We start from the raw sequence: 22,776 nt of genomic DNA, 5'->3' as shown, positions 1-22,776 counted from the left end.
TCCAAGATTCTTTATCGCGCCATAAAAGCGCATCCCCGGCCGCACGGCCATCAGGAAAGCGACCTCTGCAAAAGTGTCGCAATCACGATGATCCGCGCCGAGAATGGCGACGTCGCCGGCGAGACGAATGGTGGGCAGGCATGATACGGCTCCGCTGGAGCAAAATGGGATCTACCGCTCCCGCATGATCTCCTGTCGGTAGCGCTGCAATGGCGATAACAGGTAGCTCAAAATGGTGCGGGAGCCGGTCCTGATCTCCACTGTCACGGCCATTCCCGGTGACAGGCTGACGAGGCGATCGTCCACCTGCATTTGCGTGCGATCGAGCGAGATGCGTGCGCTGTAGCTCAACTCCTGGCCGTTGGGCTCGCTGCTGTCGCGCTGCGTCCCGAGCGCGCGGTCGCTTCCCGGCGGACGGTCGCGGATGATGGCGTCCTGCGAGACGCTCAGCACCCGTCCCTCCAGCAGGCCGTAGCGGGTGAAGTTGAAGGTGTCGATCTTGACGGCGGCGTCCTGCCCGGCCTCGACGAAGCCGATGTCGCGGTTGGAGATCATCGCCTCGACCTCGAGCCGCGTATCCGATGGCACGATCACCAGCAGCGATTGCGCGGGCGTGACCACACCGCCCACGGTGTGGACCGCAAGCTGCTGCACCACGCCGTCGACCGGCGAGGTCAGCCGCTGGAGCTGGGTCCGCTGCTGCGCCTTGATCAGATCGCGCGCGACGCCATTGGCTTTCTGCTCGCTCTTGGCGAGCTCGTCGGAGAGGCTCTTGCGATACTCCGCCACGGCCTGGGTGCGGGTCTCCCGGATCGCGGCGACGGCCGCCTCGGCTTCCTTCAGATGGCTGCTCTGGACGCGAAGCTCCTCCTGCTGCTCGATCAGAAGCTGAAGGGTCTCGTAATAGGTCAGCTTCGAGCCGATTTCCTTCTCCATCAGAATCTTGCGGATATCGACGCGCTGCTGGGTGACGGGGAGCAACGCATCCAGCTTGTGGATCGTCGCCGCAATGGTCTGATGCTCGGCCTCCTTCTGCGCCTGCTGGCGCGCAAGCGACGCCAATTTGGCGCGATGCTCGCTGACCTGATTGGCAAGAAGCTGCCGCTGTGTCGCGACCAGCGAGGGATCGGCATCCACAGGCGGGACGAGATCGGTGGAGGCATCTTCGCCGCTTGCCAATGCGGCGCGGAGACGCGCCATATTGAGCCGTTCGGCCATGAGATCGTCACGCAGGTGATCGCGCTCCGCGGCATTCACGGTCGGATCGAGCTCGATCAGCACGTCGCCCGATTTGACCGCCTGCCCGTCCTGCACGTGGATGGCGCGCACCACCCCGGTCTCGAACGGCTGGACCACCTTGCTTCGCCCGCTCGACACCACCTTCCCGGTTGCGGACGCCACGATGTCGATCGTGCCCCATGCCGACCACGCGAGTGCCGCGCAGACAAGGAGCATCAGGGCGATCGCGATGGCCCGGCCGATCGGTGACGGTGGCGCCTCGGCAATCTCCAGCGCCGCGGGCAGGAAGGCGATCTCTTCCGTGCGCCGCCCCTTCGCTTTCCGGAAGGGAACGACGGTCTGCTCCGGCCGCGGGGCCGGCACCGCGCTAGCCGACCTCATAGATCCCTCCCTGGAGACGATGCAGGGCCGCGTATCGGCCACCGGTCTTGATCAACGCGTCATGCGTGCCGTCCTCGACCAGACGGCCGCGCTCCAGCGTGAAGATGCGATCGGCGCCGCGAACGGTGGACAGTCGATGCGCGATGATCAGGACGGTGCGGCCCCTCGCGATCTCCATCATGTTCTCATGGATGATCCGCTCGCTTTCATAATCGAGCGCGCTGGTCGCTTCATCGAAGATCAGGATGCGGGGATTGGTCACCAAAGCGCGGGCGATCGCGATGCGCTGACGCTGCCCGCCCGAGAGCGTCGAGCCGCGCTCGCCGACGACCGTGTCGTAGCCTTCTGGAAGCTCCAGAATGAAATCATGCGCGCCCGCAAGTTTTGCTGCGTCCATCACGCGGTCCATTGACAGGGTCGGATCGGCCAGCGCGATGTTGTCGCGCACCGAACGGTTGAACAGCATGTTGTCCTGGAGCACCACGCCGATCTGACGGCGGAGCCAGGCCGGATCGGTCATCACCAGATCCATTCCGTCGATCAGCACACGGCCGCCTTGCGGAACGTAGAGCCGCTGCACCAGCTTGGCGAACGTGCTCTTGCCCGAGCCCGACGATCCGACGATGCCGACGGTTTGCCCGGGCGGAACATCGAACGAGACGTCATGCAGGATTTCCGGCCCATCGAGCCGGTAGCGGAACGACACGTGCTCGAACCGGATATTGCCCCGGATCGGCGGCAGCCCCGCACGCGCCGCCGAATAAGCCGGCTCTGCCGCGCTGTTGAGGATGTCGCCAAGCCGCGCGATCGAGAGCCGCGCCTGATGAAAATCCTGCCAGACCTGGGCCAGCCGCAGCACGGGCGCCGAAACGCGCCCCGCAAAAATGTTGAAGGCTACGAGTTCGCCGACGGTCAATGCATCGCCGATCACGAGGCGCGCGCCGACATAGAGAATGGCGGCGGTCACGACCTTGCTGACGAACTGGACGAGCTGGCTTGCGGTGTTGCCGAGGCTGGTGACGCCGAAGCTCGCCGAGACATAGCCGGCGAGCTGCTCTTCCCACCGGCGCTGCATCTGCGGCTCGACCGCCATCGCCTTGAGCGTCTCGATGCCGCTGACACTTTCGACGAGGAAGGCCTGGTTCTCGGCGCCGCGGCGGAATTTCTCGTCCAGCCTGCGGCGAAACAGCGGCGTCGCCACCGCCGAGATCGCGATGTAGAACGGGAACGATGCCAGCACGATGCAGCTCATCAGCGGCGAATAGGCGAACATCACCGCCAGAAATACCGACGTGAAGAACAGGTCGATGAGCAGCGTCAGCGACGAGCTGGTGATGAAATTGCGGATGTTCTCGAGCTCGCGAACCCGCGCCACGGAATCGCCGACGCGCCGCGCCTGAAACCAGGCCATCGGCAATGCCAGAAGGTGGTGGAACAGCCGCGCCCCCAGCTCCACGTCGATGCGGTTGGTCGTATGCGCAAACAGATAATTGCGCAGGATACCCAGCACCGTGTCGAACAGCGAGACGACGACGAGACCGATGACGAGCACGTCGAGCGTGGACAGCGAGCGGTGGACCAGCACCTTGTCGATCACGACCTGGAAGAACAGCGGTGAGACCAGCGCAAAGAGCTGGAGGAAGAACGAGGCGGCCAGCACCTCGCCGAACAGCCGCCGGTACTTGCCGATCGCGCCGATGAACCAGGTGATGTCGAAATGGCGCCCGAGGTCGGAGAGCCCGGCGCGCCGGGCCATCAGAATCAATCCGCCGTCCCAGATCGCGCACAGCTCGTCGCGCTCCATCAGCACCGGGCGCTGGGCCTGCGGCGATTGCACCAGCACCTTGTCGGCGGAGGCTTTCGCGATGACCATGAAGCTGCCGTCGCGCAGTATCGCGATCGCCGGCAGCGGGCCGCCCGACAGACGACTCCACTGCGTTCGATAGGTTCGCGCCTTGAGGCCGAGAGATTTGGCGCAGCGGATGATCTCCGCTGCGCCAAAGATAGCCGTTCCGGTCCGGTGCCTGAGCTGGTCGCGGTCGGCCGCAACACCCTGCAAATGCAGCAGGGTGAGCAGCGCGTCCAACCCCGTATCGGTCGAGACCGCGTTCGTGGTCATGGGCGTTCTCCGGGCCGGAGCCTAGTGTCAGGCGTGTTGCGGCGGTGCGAGGGTCTGGCTCTGCGCCGCGTGCGGATCGGGCAACGGCATCTCGCCGTGACCGTCACCTGCCGGAACGAGGTTTGCCGCCATGGCCTGGTTGAGCAGCATCGCGGCCGCCATCGCCCCGCCCCCGTTGATGACGACGTTGTTGCCGGGGCCACCGTCGAGGACGTCCTGTCCGCCGCCACCGATCAGCACGTCGTCACCCGCACCGCCCGCGAGCGTGTCGTTGCCGGGGCTGCCGATCAGGACGTCATCGCCATTGCCGCCATTGGCGACGAGCTGGATGCCGCCGTGCAGACCGGAGGCCGTGATGACGTCGTCGCCATCGAGGCCGTTGATCACGATCCTGTCGCCCGTGCCGGCATCGGTGATGTTGATGTCCTGGCCAAGCCCCGACACCGTAATGATGCCGTCGTGCTCGGTCACCGTGATGACGTCGCTGCCGCTGGTTCCGTTGATCGTCACCGTATCCGCGGCGCCGTCATTGGCGCCGAGGTCGAGGTTGACCTGATTCACGCCGGTCCCGGAGAGGTCGCCGATCGTGATGTTGTCGGCACCACCGAGGGCGTTGAAGTTGATATGCTCGACGCCGTTCAGGTCCATCGCGATGGCAGCAACATCGCGGGTGAACAGCACCCGGCCGCCATTGGCCGAGATGTTGATGTTCTCGTTGATGTTGGCGCCGTTGAACAGCAGCGTATCGGTGCCCTTGCCGCCTTCGACAATGTCGCTGCCGTCGCCGGGATTCCAGACGAAGGTATCATCGCCAGCGCCGAGATTGGCAACGTCGTTGCCACGGCCGCCGTTCACGATGTCATTGCCGGCACTGCCGGTGATGGTGTCGTTGCCGTCGCCTCCGTTGATGTTGAGGCTGAACGGCTGCCCCGCCTTGATGGACGAGGCATTGATGACGTCGTTACCGCCACCGCCGTTGACGGTCAGGACGTCACCGGCATCGGCGTGAGCGATGGTCACCTGTGCCGCAAGGCCGTTGACAATGATCGATCCGCCGGAGGTCGTGACCGAGATGTTGTCATCGCCTGCGGCGCCGTTCACGGTCACACGATCTGCCGCACCGTCACCACTCTGGCTGCCGGGGCCGGCACTGAGGTCGATCGCCACCTGCGTGACGCCGGTGCCGGAGAGATCGTTGACGGTGATGTTGTCGGCGCCGCTGGCGGCAGCGATCTGCACATGCTCGACGCCGTTGAGATCCATGGTGATGGCGCCGACGTCGCGGGTGAGAAGCGCGCGGCCGCCATTCGCCGAGATCGACATGTTCTCGGCGACGTTGGAGCCGTTGAACACCAGCGTATCCGTTCCCGCGCCACCTTCGACGGTGTCGCTACCATCACCGGGATTCCACGTGAAGAGGTCGTCGCCTGCGCCGAGAAGAGCGACGTCGTTGCCGCGGCCACCGGTGACCTTATCGTTTCCGTCGCCGCCGATCAGGGTGTCGGCGCCCTGACTGCCGGTGATGGTATCGTTGCCCGCGCCGCCGTCGATGGTCAGCCCAATCGCCGCAGCAAGTAGCGATGCATCGATGACGTCGTTGCCGCCGAGCGCCTGGATCACCAGCCGGTCGTTGGCAGCTTCCGCATTCGCGATCGTCACGACTTCGGGCAGGCCCGTCACCGTCACGGTCGTCCCGTTGGACGTGACCTCGATGTGCTGGCCGCCGTTAGTGCCGTTGACGGTCACCGTGTCGGCCGCGCCGTCGCCTTGCGTGCCGCCGGGAACGGCTCCGAGATCGACCAGCACCTGCTTGACGCCGGTCCCGGAGAGATCGCCGACGGTGATGTTGTCGGCGCCGCCGCGTGCATCGAATTCGATCTGCTCGATGCTGTTGAGGTCCATCGTGATGTTGGCGACGTCGCGGGTGAAGCGCACCCGGCCACCATTGGCCGAGATGTCGATGGTCTCGTTGATGTTGGCTCCGTTGAACAGCAGCTTGTCGTTGCCCGATCCGCCTTCGACCGTGTCGCTGCCGTCGCCGGGATTCCAGATGAAGGTGTCGTCGCCCGTCCCTAATTGCGCGACGTCGTTGCCGCGTCCGCCATTGACGATGTCGTCGCCGCTGCCGCCGATCAGGAGGTCGTTGCCGTCGCCGCCGGTGATCCTGTCGTTGCCGGCGCCGCCGTCGAGCGTCAGCGAGATCAGGCTGGCGAGTCCATTGCTTGCGGTGATGACGTCGTCGCCGCCGCCGGCGTGCAGCACAAGATTCTCCGTCGTGCCGATGTCGAGCGAAAATGGCGCCGCGCCCGTCCCGTCGAATCGCACGCGCGTGCCGTTCGCCGTGATCGTGAACGTCTCCGGGTCATTGCTTCCGTTGATCTGCGCGGTGTCGTTGCCGTCACCGCCCTCGAACAGGTTGGTGCCGCCCCCCGGATTCCAGATCATGAGGTCGTTGCCGGCTTCGCCGAACAACTGGTTGTCGCCGCTGCCGCCGTCCAGCGTGTCGTTCCCCGCGCCGCCGAACAGCAGATCGTTGCCGCCGCCGCCCTTGATCGTATCGTCGCCGGCCTGCCCAAACAGCAAATCGGCACCCGAGCCGCCCGTGATCCTGTCATTGCCGTCGCCGCCGAAAATGTGCACCGCGGGCATCGGGCCGTTGGATTCGTTAACGGTGATCGCGTCGTCGCCACCCTGACCGAAGATGTCGATCTCATTGGTGTTAGCCACAGTGGGATCGCCACCGATCGTCTTCACCTGCCCGTTATTGATGAGAATGCGGCCCGACTTGTCGCGGCTGATCACGACGCCGTTATTGGCGCTGTCGCCGAAAATGGTGAGCTGGCCCGTAACCGGGGAGAAAACAGAGGTAGTAGACATCCAAATATTCCTTCGATCGATCTAGCCCCTCCCCTCGATGCGTAGCAGTGGTGCGGATGTCTTACTTGAAGCACTGCTTTAGACGCGCGTGATTATTCTGGAGATTTCCTCCAGTTTTCCTCCGGGCTGGTTTCGACAGCGGATGCAAAAGCTCTCACATCACGAATTGCCGATCACGTATAACGGCAGCGTGACTTTCGAAGGCGCGCGCGAATCTCACCAACGCATTGATGCGCGCGCAGAAGCCACAGCTCGAAGCGACGACGCATTCGTTTTGATGAGATGGCGAATTCGATCGTTGCTCTCGTGCCCCCGGACACAGCGCAGCACGATAGTGGTGCGCTGCTGAGCCGGGGCTCATGATCGAGAGAGACTGGATCGAGAGAGACCTGGTCCCGGCTCTGCGCAGCAGCGCATAGCGCGTCGAAGACGCGCGTGAACGCGCTGATGGCGCTGCAGCGCGTCCGGGACGCGAGAGTTCGCCTTACGCCGACTTCTTCTTCGGCTTCGGCTTGGTCGCCTTCGGCATGACAGGCGCTTCCGGCGTGCCCTCGATCGAGGACAGACGGCCGGACGTGAAGGTGTAGATGCCCGCGCGCGGACCGGTGCTCCAGGTGACCACGGCAACGCGCCGGCCGGCGGCATCACTGGAGAGATTGACGGTCGAGGGTGCGCCGATGCCGCGCACCACGTCGCATTCGGTGTGGCCGAGCGCGACCGTGCCGCCCATGGGCGCCGGCGCCGTCGTCGAAGCATTGGCGTCGGCCGGCCCGGGGGGCGGCGTCATGCCGGGACAGGCGCCGTCGGCGCTGACCAGATCCTCGGCCGTCACGGGCTTGTCGGGGGTCAACGGTGGCGATTCGATTGAGATGCTCTTGATGAACAGGCGGCTCGGCGTGTTGAACCACTGGGCATCCTTGGACAACAGGTCGGTCCCCGAGCAGCCCGCGAGCAGCGGTGCTACGGCAGCCAACGCAACTATGAGCGAGCTGGGAAGCTTTTGATGTCGCACGATAAACTAAATTCCCCGCATGAAGGACCGGCCCTAAGCGATTGTCCCAACATCACTTTGCGGCACGAAGGTGACAAAAGCCAGCATCGCCCGAAAAGTGCAAATTATCATTAATTGCAAACGACCGCTAATTCCGGCGCTGCCAACGGCCCCGTTCGTCGGCCTGCCAATAGGTGACATCAAATCCCCGCGCCTTGCAATCCGTCCAGGCGCTCCGGGCAAACGCCAGCGCGTCCGGATCGTCGCCGTTGAACAGCAGCACCATGCGCTCATAGCCCTGCGCGTCCTGCGGCAGCGCGGCGTTGTCGACCAGGAAGCGGACATTGGCGCCGTTGGGATTGTCCTCCTCGATCGCCAGCACGATCGGCTGATCGGCGGCATCGTTCACGCGCCATGTCGCGTGCGGCAGGAAGGAATCGTCGCGGTAGGTCCATAAGTGCGCGTCGAGCGCATCGGCGCGCTCCGGCGAGGTCGACTGCACCACGACGCGCCAGCCGCGCTCGAGCGACTTCTCGAGAAGCGGCGGCAACACGTTCTCCACCGTCATGTTTTGCAGATGGTAGAAAAGGACTTCGGTCATCTCAGATCATTTGCGCTCGTAGTGGTCGGCGACCAGACGGTCGAGCAAACGCACACCGTAGCCGCTTCCCCAGCTCTGGTTGATATCGGTCTTCGGCGCGCCCATCGCGGTGCCGGCGATGTCGAGATGCGCCCAGGGCGTGCCGTCGACGAAGCGCTGGAGGAACTGCGCCGCGGTGATCGAGCCGCCATGGCGGCCGCCGGTGTTCTTCATGTCGGCGAACTGGGAATCGATCAGCTTGTCGTATTCGGGGCCGAGCGGCATGCGCCAGACTTTCTCTCCGCTCTCGATGCCGGCCGCGAGCAGACGGTCGGCGAGCTCGTCATTGTTGGAGAACATGCCGGCATGCTCGGTGCCGAGCGCGACCATGATCGCGCCGGTCAGCGTCGCCAGATCCACCATGAATTTCGGCTTGGTCTTTTTGGCCACGTACCAGAGCACGTCGGCGAGCACGAGGCGGCCTTCGGCGTCGGTGTTGATGATCTCGATGGTCTGGCCCGACATCGAGGTGACGATGTCGCCCGGCCGCTGCGCATTGCCGTCGGGCATGTTCTCGACGAGGCCGATGGCGCCGACCACGTTGGCCTTGGCCTTGCGCGCGGCGAGCGCGTGCATCAGGCCGACGACGCAGGCGGCACCGCCCATGTCGCCCTTCATGTCCTCCATGCTGCCGGCCGGCTTGATCGAAATGCCGCCAGTGTCGAAGCAAACGCCCTTGCCGACAAAGGCGACCGGTGCCTCGCCCTTCTTGCCGCCGTCCCAGCGCATGATCACGGTGCGGCTCGGCCGCGACGAGCCCTGGCCGACACCGAGCAGCGCGCCCATGCCGAGCTTGTCCATCGCCTTGACGTCGAGCACCTCGACCTTGACGCCGAGCTTGCGGAGCAGCCCCGCGCGGCGCGCGAACTCCTCGGGGAAAAGCACGTTCGGCGGCTCGTTGACGAGGTCGCGCGCGATGATCACGCCGTCGACGACATGGCCGGCCGAGGCAAACGCCTTCTTCGCCGCGGTGGCATCGCCGACCGCAAGCGAGACGTCGGCGCGCAAGCCGCCCTCCTCGCCGTCTTTCTTTTTCGTCTTGTAGCGATCGAACTTGTAGGCGCGCAGCCGCAGGCCCGAGGCGATCGCAACCGCCTGCTCGCTGGTCATGGCGCCATCAGGAAGTTCCGCGATGATGGTCATGGCAGCGGCCGCGGCCGAAAGCTTGCTCGCCGCCACGCCGCCGAATTTGAGGAAGTCGTTCGCCTTCAGGCTCGCCGCCTTGCCGGCGCCGATCACGACCAGGCGGGTGGCCTTCACCCCCTCCGGCGCCAGGATGTCCAGCGCGGCGCCGCTTTTGCCCTTGAAGCCGGCGGCGGAGGCCGCCCGCTTGACCAGCTCAGTGGCGCCACCGAGTGCCTTGGCCGTCGCCGGACCGAGCTTCAGAGTGTCGTCGCAGAACACGACCAGAATGCCACGGGCGGCAGCAGACAGCGGGACAAAGCCGACCTTGATGGCATCGGACATGGGTAACTCCTTCAAAACATCGGGCTTTTCGTCGCTGGGCGGACCCGGCCACGGGCCGGAGCTGAACGACGATTCACTGGACTTTCCCCACTATGGGCCACTGGCGCGGTGGCTGCCAAGCACCCCCGTGGCCGCCGGGCCACAACGAGGGAAATATTAACCATATATTGACGGCGCCACGGGGCAGCCATTTTGTTGATGGATCAAAGGGATGGTAGTGAGAGAGTAAGCCGGTGGAAGAGGTGGTTGGCCGACCTTGGGGATCTCCTGATCGGGGATTGGTTGGGCAGCCGGACTTCCGGCCTGCATTGGGGCGCTGGTGGGGATTCGTGCGGTAGCGCATGGGGTCAATCGATAGGTATATCTTCCGCACGACGCTGGCGTCGTTTGCGCTGGTCCTGGTCAGCCTCACCGGCGTGATCTGGATTACGCAGGCGTTGCGCGGCATCGACCTGATGACGAGCCAGGGTCAGACCATCCTGACCTTCCTCGGCATCACCAGCCTCGTCGTGCCGGCACTGGTCCTGATCATCTCGCCGATCGCGCTGATGATCGCGATCTCGCACACGCTGAACAAGCTCGCGACCGATTCCGAGATCATCGTGATGAATGCCGCCGGCTTCTCGCCGTTCCGGCTGTTCTATCCGTTCTTCTACGCCACCTGTGTCGTAGCGCTGCTGGTCGCCTTCATCGCGGCCTATCTCGCCCCCGACGGCATGCGGCGGATCAAGCAGTGGGACGCCGAGATCACCGCCGACGTGCTCACCAACATCCTCCAGCCCGGCCGCTTCGCCCAGCTCGACAAGAACCTGACGATCCGGATCCGCGAACGCCAGCCCGGTGGCATCCTCGCCGGGATCTTCATCGACGATCGCCGCGATCCCAACGAGCGCGTCTCGATCGTCGCCGAGCATGGCGAGGTCGTGAAGAACGACAACGGCTCGTTCCTGGTGCTCAAGGACGGTAATCTGCAGCGCTTCGAGGCCGGCAAGCGCGATCCCGCGCTGGTGGCGTTCGGCCGCTACGGCTTCGACATGTCGAAATTCTCGGGCCAGGGTCACGACGTCACCCTCGGCATCCGCGAGCGCTATCTCTGGGAGCTGTTCTCCCCGTCCGAGGACGATCCGGTCTACAAGCAGATTCCCGGCCAGTTCCGCTCGGCTCTGCACGACAGCCTGCTGGCGCCGATCTATCCCTTCGCCTTTGCCGTGCTGACCTTCGCCTTCCTCGGCGCGCCGCGCACCACGCGCCAAAGCCGCAACTTCTCGATCGGCGGCTCGGTGATCGCCGTGTTCGGCCTGCGCATGGCAGGATTCGCCTGCTCGGTGATGGCGGTAAAGTCGCCTGGCCCGGTGCTGTTCCAGTACGCGATGGTCCTTGGCGCCATCGGCGTCGGGCTGTGGTTGATCATCGGCGGCATCGTGGTCGAGCCGCCGCCCCGCCTCATGGAGGCCATCAACAGGTCGAACGCGCGCATCGCGCGGCTGTTCAGACGGCCGGCCGCCGCATGAGCATGCTCACCAACACCCTCGGGCGCTATTTCGCCGGACGCTTCGTCGTCGCGGCGCTCGGCGTGTTCGCGGGCATCTTCCTGCTGCTGGTGCTGGTCGACTACATCGAGATGGTGCGCAAGACCTCAGGGCTCGCATCCGCCTCCGCGATCATGGTGGCCGAGACCTCGCTGTTCCGGGTCCCGCAATTGCTCGAGAAGCTGACGCCGTTCTGCATGCTGATCGGCGCCATGACCTGCTATCTCGCCCTCTCCCGCCGGCTCGAGCTCGTGGTCGCGCGCGCCGCCGGAATCTCCGCGTGGCAATTCATCTCGCCGGCTCTCGGCAGCGCGCTCCTGATCGGGGTGATCGCCACCGTCGCCTACAATCCGATGTCGGCGAACCTGCGCGAGCTGTCCAAGCGCATGGAAGCCGAGCTGTTCGGCTCGGCCCCCGGCGGCGGCATCCAGGACGCCTCCGGCTTCTGGCTCAACCAGGTCACCAATGACGGCCAGGTCATCATCAATGCGGCGCGCAGCGAGCAGCAGGGCGTCCGGCTGACCGGCCTGACCCTGTTCCGATTCGATACGGACTGGCATTTCAAGGAGCGGATCGAGGCGCGCGAGGCGGCGCTGGAGTCCGGTCACTGGCTGTTCAAATCGGTGCGCCGCTTCTCGCTGGATTCGCCGCCGATCGACCAGGCGACGTTGGAGATTCCGACGACGCTGACCGAAGCCCAGATCCGCAATAGCTTTTCCACACCCGAGACTGTGTCCTTTTGGCAACTACCGAGCTACATCCGCTCCTCGGAGAGCTCGGGCTTCGCGACAGCCGGCTATCGACTCCAGTATCACAAGCTCCTGGCACAGCCGTTTTTGCTGGCCGCCATGGTGATGCTGGCGGCTTCGGTGTCGTTGCGTTTCTTCCGGATGGGCGGCGTGCAGAAGATGGTTTTGAGTGGCGTGGGCGCAGGCTTTCTGCTCTACGTTTTGTCGAAAGTGACTGAAGACTTGAGCAAGGCTGAGTTGATGCATCCGATCGCTGCGGCGTGGTTGCCCGCGGTGGTGGGCGGCCTCACCGGCTTTTTGGCCTTGTTGTATCAGGAGGACGGTTAGTGACTGCCGTCCATCGAGGGCTCGTGTCTCGTTTGACGCAGCGTACTGTGGTGCGCGCGAATGGATGCGGCTTGTCCATTCGCAGGCTCCTGCTGGCTGTCGCCGCCGTGGCGTCGCTCGGCGGGCTGATGGACGTTGCGGCCGTGACGCCGGCCTCCGCTCAGAGCTTCACCTACAATCCGCTGCCGCCGCGTGCGAAGCCGCCGAAGGTCGCCAACGACAACCAGATGCTGGTTCAGGCGACCGAGGTCGACTACGACTACAACAATTCGCGCGTCTCCGCGGTCGGTAACGTCCAGCTGTTCTACAACGGCACCAGCGTCGAGGCCGACAAGGTCATCTACGACCAGAAGACCAAGCGGCTGCACGCCGAAGGCAACGTCCGCATGACGGATGCCGACGGCAAGATCACCTATGCCGAGATCCTGGATCTCTCCGACGACTATCGCGACGGTTTCGTCGATTCGCTGCGCGTGGACACCGCCGACCAGACCCGCATGGCGGCGAGCCGCGCCGACCGCTCCAGCGGCAACTACACGGTGTTCGAGAACGGCGTCTACACGGCCTGCGCGCCGTGTAAGGACGATCCGAAGAAGCCGCCGCTGTGGCAGGTCAAGGGTGCGCGCATCATCCACGACCAGCAGGAGAAGATGCTGTATTTCGAGACGGCACAGCTCGAATTCTTCGGCGTGCCGATCGCCTACATGCCCTATTTCTCGACGCCCGACCCGACCGTGAAGCGCAAGACCGGCTTCCTGATGCCGGGCTTCACGTCGAACACGCCGTTCGGCTACGGCGTCGAAGTTCCGTTCTACTGGGCGATCGCGCCCGATATGGACATGACCTTCAGCCCGCGCATCACCTCCAGGCAGGGCGTGCTGTTCCAGGCCGAGTACCGCCAGCGCCTGATGGACGGCGCCTACCAGATCCGAGTCTACGGCATCGACCAACTCGACCCCGGCGCACTCGCCGGCCAGCCCGGCGACCGCCAGTTCCGCGGCGCCGTCGACACCAAGGGTCAGTTCGCGCTGAACGACAAGTGGGTCTGGGGCTGGGACGGCGTCGTCATGTCCGACTACTACTTCTTCTCGGACTACCGCCTGTCGCAATACCGCGATCCGCTGGGCTCGTTCCTGTATCTGCCGACCGACGCCTTGTCGCAGCTCTATCTGACCGGCGTCGGCAATCGCAGCTTCTTCGATGCGCGCACGATGTACTGGCTGAGCTACTCGGGCAACCAGAGCCAGGTGCCGATCGTCTATCCCGTGATCGACTATTCGAACGTGCTCAACTATCCGGTGTTCGGCGGCGAGTTCAGCTACAAGACCAACTTCACGAACCTGTCGCGTGACACGGCGGTGTTCGATCCGATCACCACGCTCGCCAATACCGCCAGCCTGTGCACGACGACGTCGGCCGATCCGCTCGCGCGCACGCCGTCGCAGTGCTTGCTGCGCGGCGTCCCCGGCACCTACACCCGCCTCACGGCGGAAGCGCAGTGGCGCAAGTCCTACACCGACCCGTTCGGCGAGATCTGGACGCCGTTCGCCAGCCTCCGCGCCGACGCGATCAACGCCTCGATCTCCAACCAGCCGGGCGTGTCGAACTACCTGCCGGTCGGCGACACCCAGGCGTTCCGCCTGATGCCGACCGTCGGCCTCGAATACCGCTATCCCTTCATCAACGTTCAGCCCTGGGGCTCGACCACCATCGAGCCGATCGCGCAGGTCATCATCCGGCCGAACGAGCCCTATGCCGGCAAGTTCCCGAACGAGGACGCCCAGAGCATGGTGTTCGACACCTCGAACCTGTTCAGCGTCGACAAGTTCTCCGGTTACGACCGCGTCGAGGGCGGCGGCCGCGCCAATGTCGGCGTGCAGTCCACCACGCAGTTCGACAAGGGCGGCGCCGTCAAGGTGCTGTTCGGCCAGTCCTACCAGCTGTTCGGCCTGAACTCCTACACGGTCCAGGACACCATCAACACCGGCCTTGATTCCGGCCTCGACAAGCCGCGCTCGGATTACGTGGCGAGCGCCAGCTACTCACCCAACAGCACCTACACGTTCAGCGTCCGCTCCCGTATGGACGAGCAGACCTGGAACGTGCAGCGCTTCGAGGCGGAAGGCCGCGCCAACTTCAATCGCTGGTCGGTCAGCATGATGTACGGCAATTACGCCGAGCAGCCGGAGCTCGGCTATCTGACGCGGCGCGAGGGCATCCTGACCTCGGGCTCGATCAAGGTCGCGGCCAATTGGGTGGTGACCGGCTCGGCGCGCTGGGACCTCGAGGCCAACAAGATCAACCAGTATGTGCTCGGAGCGGGCTATGTCGACGATTGCTTCGTGCTCGGCGTGAACTATGTAACTTCGTATAGTTACTCTGCGGGCACGGCGCCGCCCGTGCTGAACCACGCGTTCATGTTCCAGATCGGCCTGCGCACGCTGGCGACCTCGACCGGGTCCAGCTCGTCCGCCGGCTACCAATGAACCGTCTGAAATGACGGCCGGGCTCTCCCGATCGCGAGCTCATCCCGGCTGACATGCGAGCGATAATCATGACGACCCAATTGCCTGTTTTTCGCCTCCTCCTCGCCATCGGTGCCGGGCTGATCCTCACCGGCCTGCCCGCGCCGTCGCGCGCGCAGAACATCGTCGTGATGGTCAACGGCGACCCGATCACCGATTTCGACATCGAGCAGCGCTCCAAGCTCGACCAGCTGACGACGCAGAAGACCCCGAGCCGGCAGGAGGTCATCAACGAGCTGATCGACGACAAGGTGAAGCTCAAGGAAGGCAAGAAATACGGCGTCGACCCCGGCGTCTCCGACATCAACCAGTCCTACGAGGGCATGGCGCAGCGCATGCGCATCACGCCGGATCAGCTCACCAAGTCGCTCGAGGTCAAGGGCGTCCGCCCCGAGACGCTGAAGGGCCGCATGAAGGCCGAGATGGTCTGGACCAGCCTCGTACGCGGCCGCTTCAAGGAGAAGCTGATGGTCGGCGAGCGCGACGTCGCGCAGGCCGTGCAGGCCCAGACCGGCGACAAGCTCCAGATCGAGGGCACCGAGTACAAGATGCAGCCGATCGTGCTGATCGTGCCGCGCGGCTCGTCCCCGGCGTTCCTGGAGACGCGGCAGAAGGAAGCCGAGACCTATCGCTCGCGTGTCGGAAGCTGCGAGGAAGCCAATTCGCTGTTCCGCTCAACGCCGAACGCCACCATCCGCGACACCGTCACCAAGACCACCGCGGAACTGCCCGACGCGCTTCGCAAGGTGCTCGACGACACCCAGATCGGCCACCTGACCGCGCCGGAGGTCACCAAGGCGGGCATCGAGATGGTCGTGCTGTGCTCGCGCAAGCCGACCATGATCGACACGCCGAAAAAGCGCGAGGTCCGCGAGAAGATGTATTCGGAGAAATACGAGAAGACCCAGAAGGCCTATCTCGATGATCTCCGGAAAGCGGCGATGATCGAATATCGCAACCGCTGATGGCCAACTTCGCCTTAGAACCTTCCATCAAGCCTTCGAAGCCCCTCGCCCTGACCCTGGGAGAGCCCGCCGGCATCGGCCCCGACATCACGATCGCTGCCTGGCTCAGACGCCGCGAACTGAACCTGCCCGCCTTCTATCTGCTCGGCGACGAGGCCTTCGTCGCTCGCCGCGCCAAGGCCCTCGGCGCCGATATCCGGATTGCCTCGGTAAGCGCCGGCGAGGCCGCAGCCGCGTTCACCGAGGCCCTGCCCGTGGTCGCAACGGGCGAGAGTGCAACAGCCGAGCCCGGCAAGCCCGATGAAGCGAGCGCGCCGGCCGCGCTCGCTTCGATCCGGCAAGCGGTCGCCGACGTCCGTGAAGGCCGCGCCGGCGCCGTCGTCACCAACCCGATCGCCAAGAGCGTGCTCTACCGCTCAGGCTTCCGCCATCCCGGCCACACCGAATACCTCGCCGAGCTCGCCGCAAAGAACGGCCGCGTGCCGCAGCCGGTGATGATGCTGTGGTCGCCGCGGCTCGCCGTGGTGCCCGTGACCATCCACGTCTCCTTGCGTGATGCGCTGGCCCAGCTCACCAGCGAGCTCATTGTCTCGACCGTGCGCATCGTCGCGACCGAGCTGAAATCCCGCTTCGGCATCGAAAGGCCGCGCATCGCGATCTCCGGCCTCAACCCGCATGCCGGAGAGGACGGCTCGCTCGGCCACGAGGAGCAGACCGTGATTGCACCAGCGCTCAAAGCGTTGCGTAGCGACGGCATCGAGGCGAAGGGACCGCTCCCTGCCGACACTATGTTCCACGAGGCCGCACGCAGCACCTATGACTGCGCCGTCTGCATGTACCACGACCAGGCGCTGATCCCGATCAAGACGGTCGCCTTCGACGATGCGGTCAATGTCACGCTCGGCCTGCCCTTCATTCGCACCTCGCCCGATCACGGCACCGCCTTCGACATCGCCGGCACGGCCAAGGCCAATCCGGCAAGCCTGATCGCCGCGCTCAAGCTCGCAAGCCGCATGGCGGCTGCGCAAAGCTGATGAGCGCGATCGACGACCTCCCGCCGCTTCGCGAGGTCATTCGCCAGCACGCGCTGTCGGCACGCAAATCGCTGGGCCAGAACTTCCTGCTCGACCTCAATCTCACCGCGCGCATCGCGCGTGCCGCCGCGCCGCTCGAGGACTCCACCATCGTTGAGATCGGTCCTGGCCCGGGCGGGTTGACGCGCGCGTTGCTCGCGCTCGGCGCCAAACGCGTCATCGCCATCGAGCATGACGAGCGCGCGATCCCTGCCTTGCAGGATATTTCCGCGCGCTACCCTGATAGGCTCGAGATCGTGCATGGCGATGCCATGACCTTCGACCCGCGTCCGCTGCTCAATGGCGAACGAGCCAAGATCGTCGCGAACCTGCCTTACAACATCGCGACCCAACTCCTGATCGGCTGGCTCACGACCGACCCCTGGCCGCCCTGGTACGACATGATGGTGCTGATGTTCCAGCGCGAGGTCGGCGAGCGGATCGTGGCACGCGAGGACGAGGAGGCCTATGGCCGCCTCGGCGTGCTCGCCAACTGGCGCTGCGAGACGAAGATCCTGTTCGACATTTCGCCCTCCGCCTTCGTGCCGCCGCCGAAGGTCACCTCCTCCGTCGTGCGGCTGGTGCCGCGCGCAGAGCCTCTGCCTTGCGATCGCAAGCTGCTCGAACAGGTCGCAGCCGCCGCTTTCGGGCAGCGCCGAAAAATGCTGCGGCAAAGCCTGAAATCGCTTCAAGCGGATCCCGCTCGCCTTGCCGCGGCCGCAGGTGTCGATGCGACGCGGCGTGCCGAGACCATTCCGATATCAGGCTTTGTTGCCATGGCACGTGAATTGGCGGATATACGAAAGCAAGCTGGATAACAGGAATTTCGGAGGAAGGAATATGGCGTTGATGCGTCGGCAGTCCCTGGTCAAGTTCGATGCGCCCTTGTGCGAGACCATCGTCGACACGCCGAAGCCGAAAGGCCGCGAGGTGCTGGTGCGCATCGAGCGCTGCGGCCTCTGCCATTCCGACCTGCACATCCAGGACGGCTATGCCGATCTCGGCGGCGGCAAGAAGCTCGACACCACGCGCGGCATGACGCTGCCCTTCACGCTCGGCCACGAGATCGCGGGCGTGGTCGACGAAGTCGGCTCGGACGTGCCGGCGAACCTTGTCGGGGCCAAGAAGGCGGTGTTCCCGTGGATCGGCTGCGGCCAGTGCCACGACTGCGCCAATGGCGACGAGAACCTTTGCGCGAAACAGCGCTTCCTCGGCGTCTCCATCGACGGCGGCTTCGCCACCCACGTGCTGGTGCCCGACGCAAAGTACCTGCTCGACTACGATCCCCTGCCCGTCAACCAGGCCGCGACCCTGATGTGCTCCGGCGTGACCGCCTACGGCGCGCTCAAGCGCCTCGTCGACCGTCCGCGCCAGCGCAATCTGCTGCTGATCGGCCTCGGTGGCGTCGGCATGATGGGCCTGTCGTTCGCGCAGGCGATGTTCAAGCAGCCGATCACGGTGGCCGATCTCTCGACGGCAGCGCGCGAGACCGCGCTGAAGAACGGCGCAGCCGTCGCCTACGATCCGTCCGAGCCCGACGTGATCAAGCGCATCCTGAAGGAAACCGAGGGCGGCTTCGACGAGGTGGTCGATTTCGCCGGCAATGAGAAGTCGATGGCCTTTGCCGTGGCGGTCGCCGCGCGCGGCGGCAAGGTCGTGGTGTCCGGCCTGATGGGCGGCCAGTTCACCCTGCCGATGGTGCAATGGGTCTACAAGCGCCTGACAGTCGAAGGCTTCATGGTCGGCACGCTCACCGAAGCCCAGGAGCTGATGGCGCTCGCCCGCGCCGGCAAGATCAAGCCGACGCCGATGCGCGAGGAGCCGATGGGCGACGTCCAGAAATGGATCGACGAATTGCGCGCCGGCAAGGTCGTCGGCCGCATCGTGCTGAAGAACTGACGCGCAGGAAAATCCAGGCAGGCTTGGCGGCGAGATGAGATCTCGCCGCCGCGTTTTCCTCCGCCGAATTAACCCGGAATTGACGCAAGCCCCCGGTTCCAAATAGGGGAACCGGCACATCGCGAACTAAAGTCCTCGCCAGCTTTCTCTTTGGAATTCTGGTGAGGCCATGCAGACCATCCGCCGCTTCCTGGCCGATGAAACCGCGGCCACTGCGATCGAATACGGCCTGATCGCAGCCGGCATCGCTGCTCGCGATCATCGCCGTGGTCAACAATCTCGGCTCGTCGTTGAAGTTGAAGTTCGGCTCGATCAGCACCTCGCTGAAGTAGCGCGAATCCAGCCCGCGCGCTGAAGGCACGTCACCGCGCGGAACGGCTGCGACCACACCGCGTTGGCAGCGCATGTCCATTCGTTGCACCGTCGAAAGCGCATTCTTCATCGCCTGGAGCTTCCTGGAGCAGAGCGGCGAGCTCGGACCTCCGGACGAGACCGCGAACACCATTCTGGATGCCATCGAAGCGCAGCTCAGGACCGGTGAGCGGCGGCAGGTGATGCTCGCCAACAAGGCGATCGGCGCCTACCGCAAGCAGGTGGCCCAAAGCCGCCTCTTGGCCGAACGCCAGATCCGTCTCGGATAAGAGCCCGCGGCGCCCCACAAGCGCCGGCTCATTTGGAAATTCCGTAGTTCTCCGGATGGGAATTAGGCTGAAATCCATCAGCCGAAAATCCCTAGCAAAACAGAGGACTACGGAAGATGAAACGGCAGGAAGCGGCACCTGAAGGCATGAACGAATCGTCAACCGGCGCCACGGTTGGCACAGAATTGACACAGCCGCGTTCACGGCGTGTTCGCGACATGGAGGTGTCGAGCTCCACTTACTTTGTCCGCGATGGAGACGAGATCAAGATCGGAACTTCTTTTAAGCCCGAGAAGCGGATCAGGGGGTTGGAGCGCGAAATTGGTCGCCCTCTGGAGACCCTCGCAATCGTCCCTCTCGAGGTGGCGGATGAGGGCAAGACGCACCAGCGCTTCGCCCATCTGCGCGTCCATGGTGAGTGGTTTCGAGCCGAAGCTGATCTGCTTCAGTTCATTGAGGAGGTCAAGGCGGCGCCTGTGCCGGCCCCTCCCACCTACGACTTCAGCCGCCCGAAGGTCCGGCTCAACCCGGCCAAGACGATCTCGAAGATGCTCAAGATGCGGAGCGCGATCGGCGCCCATACGGCGTCCGGGCATCACATCTCAAATGTCGATGAAATCCGCCAGAACAGGGCGAGGGCCGAAGCCGCGGGCGATCTGGTCCGGCTTGCCTACCTTGACGCCAGCCTGGAGCGGCAGCTTCAGGGCCTCGCGCGCACCCGTCAGGCATAACCGCTCAGCAGGGGAGATCGCCGTGGATGACCTATTCCAACTCGACCGAGTTCTAACGCCGGCAGAACGGAAGCGGCTGAACAGCAGGCCAAAGACCAAGAAGACGGGCCATGCGTGGCGGCCGGGCACGGGCCCGGAAGGCGAGACCTGCAAGACCTGCAAGCATCTGGTCCGGAAGCAGATGTCCAAGGTCTATTTGAAGTGCGGCCTGATGCGAGCGCATTGGACCGGCGGCGGTGGAACGGACATTCGGGCGGGCGATCCAGCTTGTCGGGAGTGGTCCTCACTTGGACAGGGAGAGCCACGATGACAAAGCCAAAGAGGCCGAAGCCGTACAGGTCTACCGGATACGGCATCCTGAACCCCTACGGAGATATGTGGACTCCGGAGATGTTTGAAACAAAGGCCGAGGCCACATCACACCTAGAGCGCTTCTGGAGCCAGCCAGGGTTCGGCCCGAATGATTTGAGCCGGTTCAAGATCGTGAAGGCTAAACAGGTCGTGCATTATGTCGGCGATGCAGACTAGCGCTCTGGCAAGGACAGAGAACATGAGCATGGTTTCTAAGCTTCAGCGAAAGAACGGCGAGGATCACACCGGGTTCACGATCCGGCTCATCAAGGCGGAAGTCATTGAGCGGGAGCTGGAGGCCTTAGCCGAGAACTTTGAGGGCACCGGACCGGATGCCTTCTGGAGCGGCCAAGAGGTTGCCGCCGCGATCCGTAAGCGGATCGAGAATCACCCAGATCTTCAGTAGGGAACGCGGACGATGATGAAGCAAAAACGGGACTACGTGAAGGAAGTGGCTGACGCGCATACGAACCTGAACGTGTTCGCCTCGATCGTATCGGTCCTAGAAGGCGGCCATCTATACGGTTGCCATAGCGACCGAACGGTGCAGCGGATCATCGAGATTTGCAAGGCTGAGCAGTACAGGTGCCTGAAGCGTTTCGACCGCGCCAGAATCGCATTGTCGAATGGTCATCAAGGAGGAGAAGCATGAAAACCGTGACGACGCTGGCCCGATGCCCGATCGGGCTATTCGAATCCGAGAGCGGCGAGATTTGTCTGAAGACAGAATACGGCAACAACGAGGGGCGCATTGACGCCTATATCGTGTCCTCTGGCGAGTTCTTTTGGGGGAGCCAGCCGCAGACCATCGCTAACCAGCGCAAGCAACTGGTGAGCCCTGTAGACATGGTGAGGATACCGTTGATGGAATGCGAGACGTGCCATGGCGATGGTGACGGCGGCGCCGAGGCTGACTTTTGCCAGACGTGCGGCGGCGATGGGTGGGTGCGCGTTCCGCCTACCGAGTCCTGACCTAGGAGTGCTGAAGTGAAAGCTCTATTCGCGTTGGTCGCTGTGCTCGCCCTCGCCTTCTGGCTTGGCGGCTTCCACATCGTTCACAAACGGCCTGACTGGCAGCTATTCGGCTGCAAGACGACTTACATCAACCCCCAAGGCGAAGACACCGGAGAATGTCAATGAGCGCACTTAGCGAGCACTATGCCGGCAAGGAATGCCCCGGAGACTTCGATGAAGAGGATATCGCCAATCTGAGAGCCTTCATCTGGGCGGCTGGCGCGGACGATGAGACGGCTCATTTTGTCGCAAAACAGCTTCTCAAGAAGGGAATGCGTTTGGTGCCTTACACTCCGACAGAGGAAATGCTTAAGGCCACCGGCGTCCTTGCGCAGGACTACGGCCAGCATGTCTTCACGAAGATATACTGGGCGATGATTAATGCGGCGCCGAAAGCGTAGCACACTTTCATTGTTGAGCAGAGAGCCCCGATGAGCACAGATTGGTACTTGTTCTCTCCTGGCGGTCGGAAGAGCGCCATGGTTGGATCTGACGGGTTCAGTGGCCCAAAGGTCTGGCCGACCGAATACAACGGCGACAAGCTCTTGCGCTGGGCAATCGAGAACAACGTCAAGGACGTAATTTTAGTCGATGAAAATGACCAGCGGCTGGTGGAATCCGAAGAACACCCACAGCACCAGCGTTTCTAAGCGAAGAGTCCCGATGAGCATCCGCCCCTCCCTCGCCCACGACGCTTCGCCGGACGCTTACGCCGAGGCGATGGTGCGATGTCAGGGCTATGCGCCATCGTGCTCTGATGCCTGCGAATGCCTGCATGATGGTGTATGCTTCACGAGCAGCGGGCGCGGTTTCGCGGGTGCCAGGAAGATGCTGAAGGCGCTTGTTGATGAGGAGACCGACGTCTCGACACGAGTTTGGCTCAAGCTCGCCTTGGACGCGCTAGACCAACATCAGTTCCTCGCGCGCGGGGCGATCGACGCCTTGAAGGTAGTAGCGATCAACAAGAAGGTGCGCGAGGAGTACGGCGCACTTGGGCAAGGAGCGCTGAAGTGACCATACCGCAACAAGACCGGATCGACGAGTTAGAAGAGGCGCTGCACAAGATAGCTCAATGGAGCGACGCTTATCCGCTGGACATTTTTCCAGAGCCGGATTTGAAGAAGGCTCGCGCCTTACTAGAGGCCGGCGGCATCACCCTGGATTCGATCAGCGCACATTGCATGCGGCATGTGGTCGAGGGCGTCGGCAAAATCGCCAAAGAAGCTCTGGCCTGATCATAAACAAAAGCCCGGCACGA

General features: G+C 63.9%; 23 protein-coding genes and 1 pseudogene. 18 read left to right on the top strand and 6 right to left on the bottom strand.

The window, feature by feature from the left end:
• Positions 1-171 precede the first annotated feature (171 nt).
• From ABIA90_RS06490 to ABIA90_RS06465, 6 genes are all read right to left on the bottom strand, one after another.
• Positions 172-1,620, bottom strand: a complete 1,449-nt coding sequence (locus ABIA90_RS06490; RefSeq protein ID WP_354122136.1) for an HlyD family type I secretion periplasmic adaptor subunit — start codon at positions 1,618-1,620, stop codon at positions 172-174.
• Complete coding sequence (locus tag ABIA90_RS06485) at positions 1,607-3,739, bottom strand: type I secretion system permease/ATPase (protein WP_354122137.1); 2,133 nt, start codon at positions 3,737-3,739, stop codon at positions 1,607-1,609. The genes ABIA90_RS06490 and ABIA90_RS06485 overlap by 14 nt, the downstream gene beginning before the upstream one ends.
• A 27-nt stretch (positions 3,740-3,766) precedes the next feature.
• The gene (locus ABIA90_RS06480; RefSeq protein WP_354122138.1) at positions 3,767-6,616 is read right to left on the bottom strand and encodes a beta strand repeat-containing protein; all 2,850 of its coding nucleotides are present in this window, start codon (positions 6,614-6,616) and stop codon (positions 3,767-3,769) included.
• 484 nt (positions 6,617-7,100) lie between these two features.
• Positions 7,101-7,589 (bottom strand): hypothetical protein, encoded by a 489-nt coding sequence (locus tag ABIA90_RS06475; RefSeq protein ID WP_028147753.1) that lies wholly within the window; start codon positions 7,587-7,589, stop codon positions 7,101-7,103.
• Positions 7,590-7,755: 166 nt separating this feature from the next.
• A complete protein-coding gene (locus tag ABIA90_RS06470; protein WP_014495779.1) occupies positions 7,756-8,208 on the bottom strand; it encodes a DNA polymerase III subunit chi in 453 nt (150 codons plus the stop codon).
• 6 nt (positions 8,209-8,214) lie between these two features.
• Positions 8,215-9,714, bottom strand: a complete 1,500-nt coding sequence (locus ABIA90_RS06465; protein WP_354122139.1) for a leucyl aminopeptidase — start codon at positions 9,712-9,714, stop codon at positions 8,215-8,217.
• Positions 9,715-10,055: 341 nt separating this feature from the next.
• Between ABIA90_RS06465 and lptF the strand changes: the two genes are divergently transcribed.
• The 18 genes and pseudogenes from lptF (at position 10,056) to ABIA90_RS06375 (ending at position 22,753) form a co-directional block, all read left to right on the top strand.
• A complete protein-coding gene (gene lptF / locus ABIA90_RS06460; protein ID WP_135215292.1) occupies positions 10,056-11,225 on the top strand; it encodes an LPS export ABC transporter permease LptF in 1,170 nt (389 codons plus the stop codon).
• Positions 11,222-12,319 (top strand): LPS export ABC transporter permease LptG, encoded by a 1,098-nt coding sequence (lptG, locus tag ABIA90_RS06455; protein WP_063983680.1) that lies wholly within the window; start codon positions 11,222-11,224, stop codon positions 12,317-12,319. Before lptF ends, lptG begins: the two co-directional genes overlap by 4 nt.
• The gene (locus tag ABIA90_RS06450) at positions 12,319-14,805 is read left to right on the top strand and encodes an LPS-assembly protein LptD (RefSeq protein ID WP_354122140.1); all 2,487 of its coding nucleotides are present in this window, start codon (positions 12,319-12,321) and stop codon (positions 14,803-14,805) included. Before lptG ends, ABIA90_RS06450 begins: the two co-directional genes overlap by 1 nt.
• A 68-nt stretch (positions 14,806-14,873) precedes the next feature.
• Positions 14,874-15,809 carry a peptidylprolyl isomerase family protein gene (locus tag ABIA90_RS06445; protein ID WP_354122141.1) on the top strand — a complete coding sequence of 312 codons (936 nt, stop codon included), beginning with the start codon at positions 14,874-14,876 and terminating at the stop codon, positions 15,807-15,809.
• Entirely contained in the window at positions 15,809-16,843 is a 1,035-nt protein-coding gene (gene pdxA, locus ABIA90_RS06440) for a 4-hydroxythreonine-4-phosphate dehydrogenase PdxA (protein ID WP_354122142.1), read from the top strand. Before ABIA90_RS06445 ends, pdxA begins: the two co-directional genes overlap by 1 nt.
• Positions 16,843-17,700 (top strand): 16S rRNA (adenine(1518)-N(6)/adenine(1519)-N(6))-dimethyltransferase RsmA, encoded by an 858-nt coding sequence (gene rsmA / locus ABIA90_RS06435; protein WP_085402860.1) that lies wholly within the window; start codon positions 16,843-16,845, stop codon positions 17,698-17,700. The genes pdxA and rsmA overlap by 1 nt, the downstream gene beginning before the upstream one ends.
• A 22-nt stretch (positions 17,701-17,722) precedes the next feature.
• A complete protein-coding gene (locus tag ABIA90_RS06430; RefSeq protein ID WP_354122143.1) occupies positions 17,723-18,781 on the top strand; it encodes an alcohol dehydrogenase in 1,059 nt (352 codons plus the stop codon).
• Between the two features lie 169 nt (positions 18,782-18,950).
• Positions 18,951-19,113, top strand: a pseudogene (locus ABIA90_RS06425) (Flp family type IVb pilin).
• 72 nt (positions 19,114-19,185) lie between these two features.
• On the top strand, positions 19,186-19,422 hold the full coding sequence (locus ABIA90_RS06420) for a hypothetical protein (RefSeq protein WP_354122144.1): 237 nt from the start codon (positions 19,186-19,188) through the stop codon (positions 19,420-19,422).
• A gap of 116 nt (positions 19,423-19,538) precedes the next feature.
• Positions 19,539-20,153, top strand: coding sequence for a GIY-YIG nuclease family protein (locus ABIA90_RS06415; RefSeq protein WP_354122372.1), 615 nt, complete (start codon positions 19,539-19,541; stop codon positions 20,151-20,153).
• Positions 20,154-20,459: 306 nt separating this feature from the next.
• Positions 20,460-20,681 carry a hypothetical protein gene (locus ABIA90_RS06410; RefSeq protein WP_354122371.1) on the top strand — a complete coding sequence of 74 codons (222 nt, stop codon included), beginning with the start codon at positions 20,460-20,462 and terminating at the stop codon, positions 20,679-20,681.
• Between the two features lie 22 nt (positions 20,682-20,703).
• Positions 20,704-20,910, top strand: coding sequence for a hypothetical protein (locus tag ABIA90_RS06405; protein WP_354122445.1), 207 nt, complete (start codon positions 20,704-20,706; stop codon positions 20,908-20,910).
• 12 nt (positions 20,911-20,922) lie between these two features.
• Entirely contained in the window at positions 20,923-21,156 is a 234-nt protein-coding gene (locus tag ABIA90_RS06400) for a hypothetical protein (protein WP_354122369.1), read from the top strand.
• A complete protein-coding gene (locus ABIA90_RS06395) occupies positions 21,153-21,476 on the top strand; it encodes a hypothetical protein (RefSeq protein ID WP_354122368.1) in 324 nt (107 codons plus the stop codon). The genes ABIA90_RS06400 and ABIA90_RS06395 overlap by 4 nt, the downstream gene beginning before the upstream one ends.
• A gap of 164 nt (positions 21,477-21,640) precedes the next feature.
• On the top strand, positions 21,641-21,919 hold the full coding sequence (locus ABIA90_RS06390; protein ID WP_354122367.1) for a hypothetical protein: 279 nt from the start codon (positions 21,641-21,643) through the stop codon (positions 21,917-21,919).
• 78 nt (positions 21,920-21,997) lie between these two features.
• Positions 21,998-22,168, top strand: a complete 171-nt coding sequence (locus tag ABIA90_RS06385) for a hypothetical protein (protein ID WP_354122366.1) — start codon at positions 21,998-22,000, stop codon at positions 22,166-22,168.
• A 13-nt stretch (positions 22,169-22,181) separates the two neighbouring features.
• A complete protein-coding gene (locus tag ABIA90_RS06380; protein ID WP_354122365.1) occupies positions 22,182-22,532 on the top strand; it encodes a hypothetical protein in 351 nt (116 codons plus the stop codon).
• Positions 22,529-22,753 carry a hypothetical protein gene (locus ABIA90_RS06375; RefSeq protein WP_354122364.1) on the top strand — a complete coding sequence of 75 codons (225 nt, stop codon included), beginning with the start codon at positions 22,529-22,531 and terminating at the stop codon, positions 22,751-22,753. Before ABIA90_RS06380 ends, ABIA90_RS06375 begins: the two co-directional genes overlap by 4 nt.
• Positions 22,754-22,776 lie beyond the last annotated feature (23 nt).

This window comes from Bradyrhizobium sp. LA6.8 (assembly GCF_040547935.1).
GTDB lineage: Bacteria > Pseudomonadota > Alphaproteobacteria > Rhizobiales > Xanthobacteraceae > Bradyrhizobium > Bradyrhizobium barranii.
Note: the sequence above shows the minus strand (reverse complement) of the source record. Positions and strands in the feature narration are given on the sequence as shown.